Consider the following 13,402-nt stretch of genomic DNA (forward strand, 5'->3'; position numbering starts at 1 on the left):
CGTTCATCCGCTTCGCTCCGTGTCGTCAGCGACGCCGGCGCGTCGCGGTTCGGCCGCTGGGACCCGGTGACTTCCCTCGTCGTTCAGGGTCGCTCGTTCCTCGCAACCCCTCTCTCCTCAGTCCAGTCACCGGCGCGTCCTCACGAGTAGTCCCTCAAGGCAGATCATTTACCTTGTCTCCTGTGGCTTTCGGGCCCGTTCGTCGGCGCACCCTCAGGGGTTCACCAACGGCCTCGCGCTTACGGGAGGGGGTCCAGGCCGTGGAAGGGGAAGATGGCTTTTCTTGTCGCCATGATGGCCCGATCGATCGGATCTGCTGGGTCATAACCTGTGGAGAAATCGCGAAATTCCGGATTCCGGCCATCGGTCAGCGTCAGGGGTGCCGACTGGTTGGTCCGTTCCTTGACGAACGTGCGCCACGCCTCGGGAGTGGCGGTCCTCGGGTCGAGCGGGTGGCCCGCCACCTCCGCGATCAGATGGGTCCACGCCCGGGGCACGACCTGCACCAGCTCGTACCCTCCGCCACCGGTCACGACCCATCGCCCGCCCGCGGTCTCGTGGGCCAGTTCGTGCAGCGCCGCATACGCCATGCGCTGGCCGTCCAGGCTGAGCATCAGGTTGGCCAGCGGGTCGAGGGCGTGACTGTCGCAGCCGTGCTGGGTGACCAGGACCTCGGGGGCGAACCCCCGCAGCAGCGGCGGGACCACCGCGTGGAAGGCCCGAAGCCAGTCGCCGTCGCCGCATCCGGCGGGCAGGGCCACGTTGACCGCGGTGCCCTCCGCGCCGCTCTCATTGGGGAAGCCCGTACCGGGGAAGAGCGTGCGGGGACTCTCGTGCAGGCTGATGGTGAGAACCCTGGGATCGTCGTAGAACATCGCCTGCACGCCGTCGCCGTGGTGCACGTCCACGTCCACGTAGGCGACCCTGGACGCGCCCTGGGACAGCAACCACGCGATCGCCACACCCGGGTCGTTGTAGACGCAGAACCCGCTCGCCAGGGCGGGCATCGCGTGGTGCAGGCCGCCCGCGACGTTGACCGCGTGCTCGACCTCGCCGGTCCACACCGCGCGGGCCGCGGCCAGGCTGGCCCCGGTGATCAGTGCGGACGCCTCGTGGACTCCGACGAAGGCGGGATTGTCCACGGTGCCGAGCCCACAGGCCAGGTCGCGTCGCCCGGTGGCGGAGACCCGTTTGACGGCCTCGATGTAGTCACGTTTGTGAACGAGTGCCAGCTCGTCGTCGGTGGCGGGCGCGCATCCGCTCATCTCCACCAGGTCCAGCACGCCCAGTTCCCTGGCCAGCGCCATGGTCAGCTCGACCCGCACGGGCGCGAGCGGGTGCTCCGGACCGAAATCATAGGAGATGAGCGCATCGTCCCAGACAACCCGCACGGACCGGCTCATGCGCACTCCCTGTCTGGTCGCGACGCCGCGCGCCACGGCCCGATCTTCCTACTCCCGGCTCGACGTTACCGCACGTGTACGGAATGCGGTTTACGCACGCGTCTTGGAGGACCGGGCGGTTTTCACCTGAGCGAAATATCCGAATTTATTGCTATTAACAGTCCCGGATGCCGGGACACGACACCGCTGCCCGGAAAGCCCTTCCACCTGGCCGGAGGCCGGGACGACACGGTCAGGTGGGGTGCACCCGGCGCAGTCCCCGGACAGCGGGAACCAGGAGAAGCGAGACGCATCCGGCGACCGCCACGATCGAGGACACGGCCAGCAACTGCGGCGCACCCACCACCCCCGCCACCGGACCGGCGAGCACCTGGCCGATCGGAACGAACAGGGTCGAGCCGGCGACCTCGTAGGCGGTGACCCGGTTGAGCGCCTCCACGGGCACCTGGGTCTGGACACTGGTGGCCCACATGACCGACCAGAACGCCCATCCCGCGCCGCCGATCACATGCGCGGCCATGAGGACCCCCTGCGGCGATGCCAGGGCGATGGAGAGCGGCTCCAGGGTGAAGCCGAACAGGCCGATCGCGCCGGCCATCAGCGGCCGTCCCGGGCGAACCCGCATGGCGATCAGACCGCCGACGACCGTGCCCGCACCCGAGGCGGACATGACCAGGCCGTAGGCGGTCTCGCTGAGCCGCTCGGTGATCAGCACCGAGCCCAGCGGAATCATCGGGCCGAACAGAGCGACGCCGAAGACCGTCCAGACCAGGATCACCGACCACATCCAGGTCCTGGAGCGGAACTCCTGCCAGCCACCGCGCAGGTCACGCCAGACCGACCGCGCCACGGCCTGGAAGGCGACCGCGGGCAGGCGCAGGAGGAGCAGGCAGACCGCGCTGACGGCGAACCCCGCGGCCTCGATCGCGAAGACGACGCCGACCCCCCAGAAGCCGACGATGGCGCCGGCGACCCCCGGTCCGGCCAACATCATGATCGACTCGGAGACACGCAGGGTGGCGTTGGCCCGCTGCACGTCCCGCGCCACCCGCGGGACCGTGCTGGAGACCCCCGGCTGGTACATCGCGGCGGCGACACCGTTGATCGCGGAGATGACGAGGATCTGCCAGAGATCCGGCCTGCCGGAGATGAAGAGCGCCGCACTGATCCCCTGGGTCACCATCCGGACCGTGTCGGCGCCGATCATCATGCGGCGCGGCGTGAACCTGTCGGCGAACACCCCTCCGAACAGGATCAGCACCGCGAAGGGCGCCATCCAGGCGGCCAGCGCCAGCCCCACCCCGGTGGGACCGTGACCGAGCCCGCCCACCCCCACCGCCGTCGCGAACGGGACCATCGACGCGCCGAGCATGGAGATCGATCTGGCGGTGAAGAAGAGCAGGAAGCTCCGCGTCCAGACGGAGTGGCCGCCGAGTTCCCGCTGATCATCACCCAGTACGGCCTGCCCCACGATGGCCCCATCTCCCCCGAAGTTCCGCGGAAAATGATGCCGTTATATAGGAAAATTTCCTAATAGATTTCCTGGCAGGGGCGGGCTCAGCCCTCGGCGAGCTGGCGTCCCCTGTCCCTGGCGGCCTCGATGGCGGCCAGGAAGGCGGCTCGGACGCTGTGCCGCTCCAACTCGGCGATGGCGGCGATGGTGGTGCCCCCCGGCGAGGTGACCGCCTCGCGCAGGATCACCGGGTGCTCGCCCGAGTCACGGAGCATGATCGCCGCACCGACGATCGACTGGGTGACCATGTCAAGGGCGGCGGCACGGGGCATGCCGAGCAGGATTCCGGCGTCGACCATGGCCTCGACGAGATAGAAGAAGTAGGCGGGACCGCTGCCCGACAGGGCCGTGGCCGCGTCCTGCTGCGCCTCGGGGATGCGCAGCACCTTGCCGACCGGGCTGAACAGGTCCTCGGCGCGCTTGAGGTGCTCCTCGGAGGCGTGCGCTCCCGCCGAGATCACGCTCATCGCCTCGTCGACCAGCACCGGCGTGTTGGACATGACCCGGACCACCGGGATCTCGGCGCCGAGCCGCGACTCGACGAACGAGGTCGTGATCCCCGCCGCCGCCGAGATGACCAGCCGGTCGGCCGGCAGGTGCGCCGCGATCTCGGCGAGCAGGGCCCCCATGTCCTGCGGCTTGACCGCGAGGATGATCGTGTCGGCGCTCTTGGCGGCCTCGGCGTTGGAGACCACCCGTACGCCGTACTGCTTCGCGAGGGCCTCGCCCCGCTCGGCACGTCGTGCCGTCGCCATCACGTCGCCCGGCTTGAACCCGGCTCTGAGCAGCCCGGACAGCAGGGCCTCCCCCATCTTGCCGGTTCCAAGAATCGCGATCATGTGAGCACCTCGAAATCAGGGATCGAAACTCCTCGCAGCCTATCGGCCCCGTCTTTCCGCGAAGTCATCCCGCGCACAGGGGGGCTCTGAGGATCTGCGAGCCCACGAGAACCGGATTCCTCCGCTCCGCGACCGGTCCGGCCCACCGCGACGAACTGGAGGCGGAACTCAACGATCTCTGCCGCCTGGCGGCCGTCCCCAAGTCGGCGTGGCACTGGGTGGAGAACCCGCAGTACAAGCTCTCCCAGAAAGGGCGACGTCGTTCCGCAGGGCCGATCGACCTGCTGCTGTGCGCGACCGCCGTGCCCCCCGGGTTGACCGTGCTGCACGTCGACAACGACTTCGTCACCGTCTCGGCGGTCGTGAACGAGGTGCGACAGCGCGACATCCGGACGCCCTGAACCGTCCAGGCGCCCGATCCGTCTTAGGGGTATGCGTATGATCGTGACCCCCATCCTGGCCGGAAGTCTCCTGGTGGCCCTGGGCTGCGGCACCGAACCCAGCGCCACCGCCCCCTCGCAGCCGGTGAGCCGGAGCACCGCCCTTCCCGGCGCTCCCTCGGAGCCGGCGAGCCACACCGTGGCCCCCCGGGAGGAACCCACCGGCGGCGCTCCCAGGCCAACGAAACCAGAAGGTCACACGGACAACCCCCGCAAGGTCAGGTGGCTGAAGGCCAAGCCGTCGAAGGACGGCCGGAGCCTGCGGATCACCTGGTGGTCCGGGGTGGAGCCGTGCAACGTGCTCGACAGGGTCACCGTACGAGAGACCGCCAAGCGGGTGACCGTCACCCTGTGGGAGGGCCCGAGCAGCAAGGCCCAGAACGTCGCCTGCATCGAGATCGCCATCCAGAAGGTGACGACGGTCAAGCTCAAGAAGCCGCTCGGCTCCCGCAAGGTGGTCGACGGCGCCCGCTGACGCGGCACTTTCCGGGGGACGCGTGTCCAGGACAGCCCCCCGCAGGCGGTGACCGGACGACCTCCGGTCACCGCCGGGAACGACCACGCGCGCTCCCTCGTCGGAGGTGGCGAAGGATCCCGCCTGTTGCCCGGAAATCGGGAATGCTTCCACGCGGCCGAAGGTTGAGTCCAATAGGCTCAAGTCGTTTGACAAACCTCACGCGAGGTTCCACTATGAGTGGCATCGACTCAACTTTGACTACAAGGACGTACTCATGGCACGTGCGGTAGGTATCGACCTGGGGACGACCAACTCCGTCGTCTCGATTCTTGAGGGCGGTGAGCCCACCGTCATCGCCAACGCCCAGGGTTCGCGGACCACGCCGTCCGTGGTCGCCTTCGCGAAGAACGGCGAGGTCCTCGTCGGGGAGGTCGCCAAGCGGCAGGCCGTCACCAACGTCGACCGGACGATTCGCTCGGTCAAGCGCGAGATGGGCACCAACTGGACCGTCGAGATCGACGGCAAGAAGTTCTCCCCGCAGCAGATCAGCGCCTTCGTCCTGCAGAAGCTCAAGCAGGACGCCGAAGCCTACCTGGGCGAGAAGATCACCGACGCGGTGATCACCGTTCCCGCCTACTTCAACGACGCTCAGCGTCAGGCCACCCAGGAAGCCGGCACCATCGCCGGCCTCAACGTGCTGCGCATCATCAACGAGCCCACCGCCGCGGCGCTCGCCTACGGCCTGGACAAGGACAAGGACGAGACCATCCTCGTCTTCGACCTCGGCGGCGGCACCTTCGACGTGTCCCTGCTCGACGTCGGCCAGGAGGACGGCCACGGCTTCGTCGAGGTCAAGGCCACCAGCGGCGACAACCACCTCGGTGGTGACGACTGGGACCAGCGCGTCGTCGACGAGCTCGCCACCCGGTTCAAGAACGCCCACGGCGTCGACCTGACCAAGGACAAGATGGCCCTCCAGCGCCTGCGTGAGGCCGCGGAGAAGGCCAAGATCGAGCTCTCCAGCCAGTCGGAGACCTCCATCAACCTGCCCTACATCACCGCCTCGGCCGAGGGTCCCCTCCACCTGGAGGAGAAGCTCACCCGCGCCGAGTTCCAGCGGCTCACCGCCGACCTGCTCGAGCGGTGCAAGGGCCCGTTCAACCAGGTCGTCAAGGACGCCGGCATCAAGGTCTCCGACATCGCCCACGTGGTGCTCGTCGGCGGCTCGACCCGCATGCCCGCCGTCGCCGACCTCGTCAAGGAGCTGACCGGCGGCAAGGAGCCCAACAAGGGCGTCAACCCGGACGAGGTCGTGGCCATCGGCGCCGCCCTCCAGGCCGGTGTGCTCAAGGGCGAGGTCAAGGACGTCCTGCTGCTCGACGTGACCCCGCTGAGCCTGGGCATCGAGACCAAGGGCGGGATCTTCACCAAGATCATCGAGCGTAACACCACGATCCCGACCAAGCGCTCCGAGGTCTTCACCACGGCCGAGGACAACCAGCCGTCGGTGCAGATCCAGGTCTACCAGGGCGAGCGCGAGATCGCGGCGTACAACAAGAAGCTGGCCACCTTCGAGCTGACCGGCATCGCCCCGGCACCGCGCGGCATCCCGCAGATCGAGGTCACCTTCGACATCGACGCCAACGGCATCGTCAACGTCTCCGCCAAGGACCTCGGCACCGGCAAGGAGCAGACGATGACGATCACCGGCGGCTCCGCGCTGCCGAAGGACGACATCGAGCGCATGATGCGCGAGGCCGAGTCCTACGCCGACGAGGACAAGAAGCGCCGCGAAGAGGCCGAGACGCGCAACAACGCCGACTCGCTCGTCTACCAGACCGAGAAGTTCCTCGGCGAGAACGCCGAGAAGGTCCCGGAGGACATCAAGAACGAGGTCAACGAGGCCGTCGCCGAGCTCAAGAAGGCTCTGGAGGGCACCGACTCGTCCGAGATCCGCGCCTCCGCGGAGAAGCTCGCCACGGTCAGCCAGAAGATGGGTTCCGCCATCTACGCTCAGTCGCAGGCCTCCGAGGCCCCGACCGGCGCCCCCGGGGCGGACGCCACCGCCGGGCAGAAGGCGGACGACGACGTGGTCGAGGCCGAGATCGTGGACGACGAGCCGAAGCGCGACAGCGGCACCAAGTGACGGCCGGAAAGTCGAGGGGAGCAGCAGCGTGAGCACGCGCGAGAACGGTTCCGAGGAGGAGCCGGTGATCCGCGACAACCGGAAGATAGACCCGGAGACGGGACAGGTCCGTGAGGCGGCCTCGGCGGAGGCCACGGGTCAGAGCGACAAGGAGCAGGCCGACAGGTCGTCCTCGTCCTCCCTGGCATCGGACCTCGCCTCGATCGAGCTGGCCACCCAACTCGCCGAGCGCACCGCGGACCTACAGCGTCTTCAGGCCGAGTATTCCAACTATCGCAAGCGGGTCGAGCGGGACCGGGCCGTGGTCAAGGAGCAGGCGGTGGCCGGCGCGCTGACCGAACTGCTTCCTGTCCTCGACGACATCGGCCGGGCCCGCGACCACGGCGAGCTGACCGGCGGTTTCGCCAAGGTGAGCGAGTCGCTGGAGGCGGCCACGGGGAAACTGGGGCTGAGCGCCTTCGGCACCAAGGGCGAACCGTTCGACCCGATGGTGCACGAGGCCCTGATGCACAGTTACTCCCCCGACGTCACAGAGCCGACCTGCGTGGAGATCCTGCAGCCCGGTTACCGGATCGGCGAGCGAGTGCTCCGCCCCGCGCGAGTCGCGGTGGCCGAGCCCGAAGAGCCCGCCGCGGACGACAACTGACCCCCCAAGATCCAATCTCTGAGAAGGAACGTGGATGAGCACCAAGGACTACTTGGAGAAGGACTACTACGCCGTCCTTGGTGTGCCCAAGACCGCCACGGCCGATGAGATCAAGAAGGCGTACCGGAAGCTGGCCAGGAGGTATCACCCTGACGCCAACCCCGGAAGCTCGGAGACCTCCGAGAGCACCGCCAAGTTCAAGGAGGTCTCCGAGGCCTACGACATCCTGTCCGACACCAAGCGCCGCAAGGAGTACGACGAGGCGCGGGCGCTGTTCGGATCGGGTCTGGGCGGCTACGCGGGGGCCGGAGGGGCTCCGCGTACCGGCGCGGGCGGGTTCCCGTTCGACCTGGGAGACCTCTTCGGGGGCACCAACCAGCAGAGCGGCGCCGGGGAGCGCATCGGCGACATCTTCGGCGGCCTCTTCAACCGGGGTGGCGCGAGCCGCCCCGGCGGAACGTCGACCAGGGCACGGCGCGGCCAGGACATCGAGTCCGAGGTCTCGCTCTCCTTCTCCGAGGCGGTGGAGGGCACCACGGTCTCACTCCGCCTGACCAGTTCCTCCGCGTGCACCGCATGCGGGGGAACCGGCGCCAAGGCCGGCACCACCCCGCGGGTCTGCCCGACCTGCGAGGGCACCGGGGCGGCCAGCCGCAACCTTGGAAACTTCGCCTTCTCCGAGCCGTGCCGCGACTGCAAGGGCCGTGGCCTGCTGGTGGACGACCCGTGCCAGGTGTGTGAGGGGAGCGGGCGGGGCAAGAGCACCCGCACGATCCAGGCCCGCATCCCGGCAGGGGTCGGCGACGGCCAGCGCATCAAGATCAAGGCGAAGGGCGCCCCCGGGGAGAACGGCGGCCCCGCCGGTGACCTCTACGTCCAGATCCACGTCAAGCCGCACTCCGTGTTCGGCAGGACGGGTGAGAACCTGACGGTCACCGTCCCGGTCACCTTCACCGAGGCGGCGCTGGGAGCCGAGATCAAGGTGCCGATCCTCAAGGGAATGCCGGTCACGCTGCGCATCCCCGAGGGCACCCCGAACGGCCGCACCTTCCGGGTGCGCGGCAGGGGTGTGGCACGCAAGGACGGCACCAAGGGCGACCTGCTCGCCACCATCGAGGTTCTGGTGCCACAGCACCTGGAGGACAAGGCGAGAGGGGCCCTTGAGGAGTTCCGCGACGCCACCTCGGGTGGTGACCCACGGGCTGACCTCATCGAACAGGCCAGAAGCGAGTAGCCATGGAAGCCAACTACTTCGATCTGTCGGATGACACACCCGTCTATGTGATCTCGGTGGCCGCCCAGCTGTCAGGTCTGCACCCGCAGACCCTTCGCCAGTACGACCGTCTCGGCCTGGTCAGCCCAGGCCGTACGGCGGGACGCGGACGCCTGTACTCCACCCGCGACATCATGATGCTCCGCGAGGTCCAGCGGCTCTCCCAGGAGGAGGGCATCAACCTCGCGGGCATCAAGCGAATCCTGGTTCTCGAAACGGAGGCCCTGCGCCTGCGTGACGAGAACCACCGTCTCCGCGCGGAGATGAACATGATCCGGGCCCTCATCCAGTACCAACTGCCCCCCGCCTGAGAACTCTCCCCAGTGAGGCCGCGCCGGTGACCGGACCGAGGAGAGCGGCCTCACCGCGGCGCGCGGCGTCGCCGGCAGCACCTCCTGAACCACACGAGGGAAGTCAATGGACTACAAGCTCACCCAGAAGAGTCAGGCGGCGGTCTCCTCCGCCATCCGACGGGCAGCCGCGGAAGGTAACCCCGAGGTCGCCCCGGCCCATCTGTTCACCTCACTGCTCGCCCAGACCGGCGGCACCGCGGTGCCCCTGCTCGAAGCGGTGGGCGCCGACTGGAAGCAGTTGCGGATCGAGGCCGAGAAGCAGCTCGCGGCCCTGCCGAAGGCACAGGGCGCAACGGTCAGCGCCCCGTCGAGCTCCCGGCAACTGCTCACCGTGATGAACACGGCGGCCCAGCGGGCCCGCGGCCTTGAGGACGACTACGTCTCGACCGAGCACCTGCTGGTCGGTCTCGCCACGGACGGCGGCCCCATCGCCGAACTGCTCAAATCGCGCGGCGCGAGCCCGAACGCGCTGCTCGACGCCTTCGAGAAGGTACGCGGGCACGCCAGGGTGACCAGCGAGACGCCCGAGGACACCTACCAGGCGCTGGAGAAGTACGGGATCGACCTGACCGAGCGGGCCCGGGCCGGCAAGCTCGATCCGGTGATCGGCCGCGACTCGGAGATCCGGCGCGTCGTCCAGGTACTCAGCCGCCGTACCAAGAACAACCCGGTGCTCATCGGCGAGCCCGGCGTCGGAAAGACCGCCGTGGTGGAGGGGCTGGCCCAGCGGATCGTCGCGGGTGACGTGCCCTCCAGCCTGCGCGACAAGCGCCTGATCGCGCTCGACCTGGGCGCGATGGTCGCCGGCGCCAAGTACCGCGGCGAGTTCGAGGAACGTCTCAAGGCGGTGCTCGGAGAGATCAAGGAGAGTGACGGCCAGGTCGTCACCTTCATCGACGAGCTGCACACCATGGTCGGCGCGGGCGCCGGCGAGGGCGCGATGGACGCGGGCAACATGCTCAAGCCCATGCTGGCCCGCGGCGAGCTGAGGATGATCGGCGCCACCACACTGGACGAGTACCGCGAGCGCATCGAGAAGGACCCCGCGCTGGAGCGGCGGTTCCAGCAGGTCTACGTGGGCGAGCCCACCGTCGAGGACACGATCGCCATCCTGCGCGGCCTCAAGGGGCGCTACGAGGCACACCACCAGGTCCAGATCGCCGACGGCGCACTCGTGGCCGCCGCCGCCCTCTCCGACCGCTACATCACCTCCCGCTTCCTGCCCGACAAGGCGATCGACCTCGTCGACGAGGCCGCCTCCCGGCTCCGCATGGAGATCGACTCCCGTCCCGTCGAGATCGACCAGCTCCAGCGGAACGTGGACCGGATGAAGATGGAGGAGCTGGCGCTCGCCAAGGAGACCGACGAGAGCAGTCTGCAGCGGCTGGAGCGGCTCCGCGGGGAACTCGCCGACCGCCAGGAGGAGCTCAACGCCCTGGTCGGCCGGTGGGAACAGGAGAAGGCCGGGCTCAACCGGGTCGGTGACCTGAAGAAGCAGATCGACGAGGTGCGGAGCGCCGCCGAGCGCGCGCAGCGCGACGGCGACTTCGAGGCCGCCTCGCGGCTGATGTACGCCGAGGTGCCCAGCCTGGAGGCCAAGCTCGCCGAGGCCAGCAAGACCGCCCAGCCCGAGAACCCGATGGTCAAGGAGGAGGTCGGCGCCGACGACATCGCCCAGGTCATCTCCTCGTGGACCGGCATCCCCGCGGGCCGGCTGCTCGAAGGCGAGACCAGCAAGCTGCTCCGCATGGAGGAGGAACTCGGCAGGCGGCTGATCGGCCAGCGGCAGGCGGTCGAAGCGGTCTCCGACGCCGTACGGCGAGCGCGGGCCGGCATCTCCGACCCGGACCGGCCGACCGGCAGTTTCCTGTTCCTCGGCCCGACGGGCGTCGGCAAGACGGAGCTGGCCAAGGCACTGGCGGACTTCCTGTTCGACGACGAGCGGGCGATGGTCCGCATCGACATGAGCGAGTACGGCGAGAAGCACAGCGTCTCGCGGCTGGTGGGCGCCCCACCCGGTTACGTGGGCTACGAGGAGGGCGGCCAGCTCACCGAGGCCGTGCGGCGCAGGCCGTACACCGTGGTGCTGCTGGACGAGGTCGAGAAGGCCCACCCCGAGGTCTTCGACATCCTGCTCCAGGTGCTCGACGACGGGCGGCTCACCGACGGCCAGGGCCGGACCGTCGACTTCCGCAACGTGATCCTGATCCTCACCTCCAACATCGGCTCGCAGTTCCTGGTGGACCCGGGCATGGCGAAGGAGGCTCAGCGGACCGCCGTGATGGCCGCGGTCAGGAGCTCGTTCAAACCCGAGTTCCTCAACCGGCTCGACGACGTGATCCAGTTCGACGCGCTCGGCACCGAGGAGCTCTCCCGGATCGTGGACCTGCAGGTGACCCACCTGGCCAGGCGCCTGGCGGACCGGCGGCTCACGCTGACGGTGACCCCGGCGGCACGCGACTGGCTGGCACTGACGGGCTACGACCCGCTGTACGGCGCGCGCCCGCTCCGCCGCCTCGTCCAGTCCGCGATCGGCGACAAGCTGGCCAAGGAGGTGCTCTCCGGCGAGGTCCAGGACGGCGACGAGGTGCTGGTCGACCTCGACGAGGCGAGCGACTCCCTGAACATCGGCCCGGTAAGGGCTTGACCATCACCGGACGGGCCCCGGTAATGGCTCGACCACCATTGGGTTAAGCGCGCCCCTGGGCAAGACCCCCCTGTTACGTTCGACAGTCATCGGATTACCGAACGCAACAGGGGGATGCGCATGTCGAACTCATCACGGAACATCAGGGGAATCCTCGCGGTGGCGCTGCTCACCGCCGGCGCCGGCTGGACCATGGTCTCTCCGGCCTCGGCGGAGGTCGCGCCCTGCCAGGAGCACGAGACGGTGGGGGCGCCGCAGGCACCCGGGGCCATGGCGACCGCCTGCGAGGGGGCCGGCGACGTCGGAACACCGGCGGTCGCGGACGGTTCCGGGGCATCGGTGACCGCGAACACCGGTGAGATGCCGGCGACCGCGAACACCGGCGAGACGTCGGTCGCGACGAACGGCGCCGGGGCATCGGTGTCCGCCGGCACCGGCGAGATGCCGGTGACCGCGGACCGGCTCGCACACGCCACCAACCTGCCGGATCTCTCCCAGGCCTCAGCCCTGGTCAGCTTCGCCGATGCCGGAGGCGTCGCCGCGGGCAGCGGCTTCCACGCGCTGCCCTTCGGGCTGTCGAGCCTTCCCGGCCACGAGTGGACGAACTCCTGGGTGAGCGTCGTGGCCGACGCGCCGGATCTGCCCGGCCTGCCGGGCGCGCCGGGTGCTCCCAGCGACGGCATCAGCTGGCTGCGAGCCCCGGTGCCCCCGGCGCCCGAGCGACCCGCCGCCGCGGCGGTCACGCCGGACGACGACACGGCACCGCTGCCCCAGCCGGCCCAGGCGGACGCCGTCACCGAGGACCTGCCATCGGCCGAAACGCCGGTGGTGGAGCCTCCGGCCGCCGCACGCCCGGAGGCCCCCGCGGCACCGGAGACTGCCACGGTGCCGGACACCGCCGCGGGCGAGGCCGCCACGACGGAGGGCAGCGCGGAGCCTTCCGTCCTCCCGGCGTTGGAGAGGACGATCCCGGGCCTCAATGTGGGGTAACCACCGAATCGCGAACCACCATGGAAGAAGGGTCGTGCCCCAACGGGCACGGCCCTTTCCTGGTTTCAGAGCAGGCCGCCGTCAGCAGGAGGCGTCAAGGAGGGCGTCGAGCTCGTCTTCGGGGAGTCCAAGGTCGACGCGGATCCGGTAGCGGGTTCTGAGCAGGGCGATGTGCTCACCGCCGCCCTCCACCGCCCGGTGCGCCCCCTCGGTGGCCCACCGATGGGCCTCCCCGAGGTCTCCGTAGGCGACGAGCGTCTCGGCGACCGTGAGAGCGGTGGCCGCGGTGACCGCGCCGACGGCCTGAATCCCCGCGATCACCTCTCTCGCCTCGTCCGGCCGTTCGAGCTCGAAAAGAGTGTCGGCGATCCCGGCCCGGGGATCGACGCTCACCTCGCCCCCGTCGTCCACCGCCCGCTGGAAGCAGTCGAGGGCCCGAGCGGGCTGTCCTGCCTGCCGCCACTCCTCGGCGGCGAGCACGAGGATCGCCGCCCGCGACATGTCGCCGGACGCGTACGCCTCGACCAGGGCCTCGAGTCGCCGAGCCAGGGCCTCGTGATCGTCGGCCAGAAGTGCCTGCTCAAGCAATCGATCAAGTTGCTCACGTGTCACATGCGCCACATCGCGAGAGTACCGAGCGACGCTCGACCGTGTACGGCCAACGGCAGGTATTGGCCATATGACCTTGAGTAAAC

Annotated in this window: 11 protein-coding genes and 1 pseudogene; 8 read left to right on the forward strand and 4 right to left on the reverse strand. The window is 69.2% G+C overall.

Annotation, left to right across the window (positions count from 1 at the left end; translation table 11 throughout):
• Positions 1 to 239 precede the first annotated feature (239 nt).
• From IG98_RS0124970 to proC, 3 genes are all read right to left on the reverse strand, one after another.
• Entirely contained in the window at positions 240 to 1,403 is a 1,164-nt protein-coding gene (locus IG98_RS0124970; RefSeq protein ID WP_030916810.1) for an acetoin utilization protein AcuC, read from the reverse strand.
• A gap of 232 nt (positions 1,404 to 1,635) precedes the next feature.
• Positions 1,636 to 2,874 carry an MFS transporter gene (locus IG98_RS0124975; protein WP_051752838.1) on the reverse strand — a complete coding sequence of 413 codons (1,239 nt, stop codon included), beginning with the start codon at positions 2,872 to 2,874 and terminating at the stop codon, positions 1,636 to 1,638.
• 86 nt (positions 2,875 to 2,960) lie between these two features.
• Positions 2,961 to 3,755: a pyrroline-5-carboxylate reductase gene (proC, locus tag IG98_RS0124980; RefSeq protein WP_030916816.1), complete on the reverse strand. Its 795-nt coding sequence runs from the start codon at positions 3,753 to 3,755 to the stop codon at positions 2,961 to 2,963.
• Positions 3,756 to 3,973: 218 nt separating this feature from the next.
• Here proC and IG98_RS47265 point away from each other — a divergent pair, with 218 nt between their 5' ends.
• The 8 genes and pseudogenes from IG98_RS47265 to IG98_RS0125020 all read left to right on the forward strand — a co-directional run bounded on the left by IG98_RS47265 (position 3,974) and on the right by IG98_RS0125020 (position 12,707).
• Entirely contained in the window at positions 3,974 to 4,156 is a 183-nt protein-coding gene (locus IG98_RS47265) for a PIN domain-containing protein (RefSeq protein ID WP_051752840.1), read from the forward strand.
• 37 nt (positions 4,157 to 4,193) lie between these two features.
• A complete protein-coding gene (locus tag IG98_RS0124990) occupies positions 4,194 to 4,670 on the forward strand; it encodes a hypothetical protein (RefSeq protein WP_030916822.1) in 477 nt (158 codons plus the stop codon).
• Between the two features lie 256 nt (positions 4,671 to 4,926).
• Positions 4,927 to 6,798, forward strand: a complete 1,872-nt coding sequence (dnaK, locus tag IG98_RS0124995; protein ID WP_030916824.1) for a molecular chaperone DnaK — start codon at positions 4,927 to 4,929, stop codon at positions 6,796 to 6,798.
• Between the two features lie 28 nt (positions 6,799 to 6,826).
• Positions 6,827 to 7,444, forward strand: a complete 618-nt coding sequence (gene grpE, locus IG98_RS0125000) for a nucleotide exchange factor GrpE (protein ID WP_030916826.1) — start codon at positions 6,827 to 6,829, stop codon at positions 7,442 to 7,444.
• A gap of 34 nt (positions 7,445 to 7,478) precedes the next feature.
• On the forward strand, positions 7,479 to 8,678 hold the full coding sequence (dnaJ, locus tag IG98_RS0125005; protein WP_030916828.1) for a molecular chaperone DnaJ: 1,200 nt from the start codon (positions 7,479 to 7,481) through the stop codon (positions 8,676 to 8,678).
• Between the two features lie 2 nt (positions 8,679 to 8,680).
• A pseudogene (locus IG98_RS0125010) lies at positions 8,681 to 8,933 on the forward strand (heat shock protein transcriptional repressor HspR); the annotation flags it as partial.
• 201 nt (positions 8,934 to 9,134) lie between these two features.
• Complete coding sequence (gene clpB, locus IG98_RS0125015; RefSeq protein WP_030916834.1) at positions 9,135 to 11,717, forward strand: ATP-dependent chaperone ClpB; 2,583 nt, start codon at positions 9,135 to 9,137, stop codon at positions 11,715 to 11,717.
• A gap of 120 nt (positions 11,718 to 11,837) precedes the next feature.
• On the forward strand, positions 11,838 to 12,707 hold the full coding sequence (locus IG98_RS0125020) for a hypothetical protein (protein WP_030916837.1): 870 nt from the start codon (positions 11,838 to 11,840) through the stop codon (positions 12,705 to 12,707).
• 81 nt (positions 12,708 to 12,788) lie between these two features.
• On the opposite strand, the gene IG98_RS0125025 is transcribed toward IG98_RS0125020, so the two are convergent.
• The gene (locus tag IG98_RS0125025) at positions 12,789 to 13,295 is read right to left on the reverse strand and encodes a tetratricopeptide repeat protein (protein WP_245651695.1); all 507 of its coding nucleotides are present in this window, start codon (positions 13,293 to 13,295) and stop codon (positions 12,789 to 12,791) included.
• Between the last annotated feature and the right edge of the window lie 107 nt (positions 13,296 to 13,402).

The organism is Streptosporangium amethystogenes, assembly GCF_000721075.1.
Taxonomy (GTDB): Bacteria; Actinomycetota; Actinomycetes; order Streptosporangiales; family Streptosporangiaceae; genus Streptosporangium; species Streptosporangium amethystogenes.

Bases quoted from the DNA above. Each gene is read 5' to 3' on its own strand.
- dnaJ (WP_030916828.1), top strand. From the start codon at position 7,479: ATGAGCACCAAGGACTACTTGGAGAAGGACTACTACGCCGTCCTTGGT.
- IG98_RS0124970 (WP_030916810.1), bottom strand. From the start codon at position 1,403: ATGAGCCGGTCCGTGCGGGTTGTCTGGGACGATGCGCTCATCTCCTAT.
- IG98_RS0124990 (WP_030916822.1), top strand. From the start codon at position 4,194: ATGATCGTGACCCCCATCCTGGCCGGAAGTCTCCTGGTGGCCCTGGGC.
- IG98_RS0125020 (WP_030916837.1), top strand. From the start codon at position 11,838: ATGTCGAACTCATCACGGAACATCAGGGGAATCCTCGCGGTGGCGCTG.
- dnaK (WP_030916824.1), top strand. From the start codon at position 4,927: ATGGCACGTGCGGTAGGTATCGACCTGGGGACGACCAACTCCGTCGTC.
- clpB (WP_030916834.1), top strand. From the start codon at position 9,135: ATGGACTACAAGCTCACCCAGAAGAGTCAGGCGGCGGTCTCCTCCGCC.
- proC (WP_030916816.1), bottom strand. From the start codon at position 3,755: ATGATCGCGATTCTTGGAACCGGCAAGATGGGGGAGGCCCTGCTGTCC.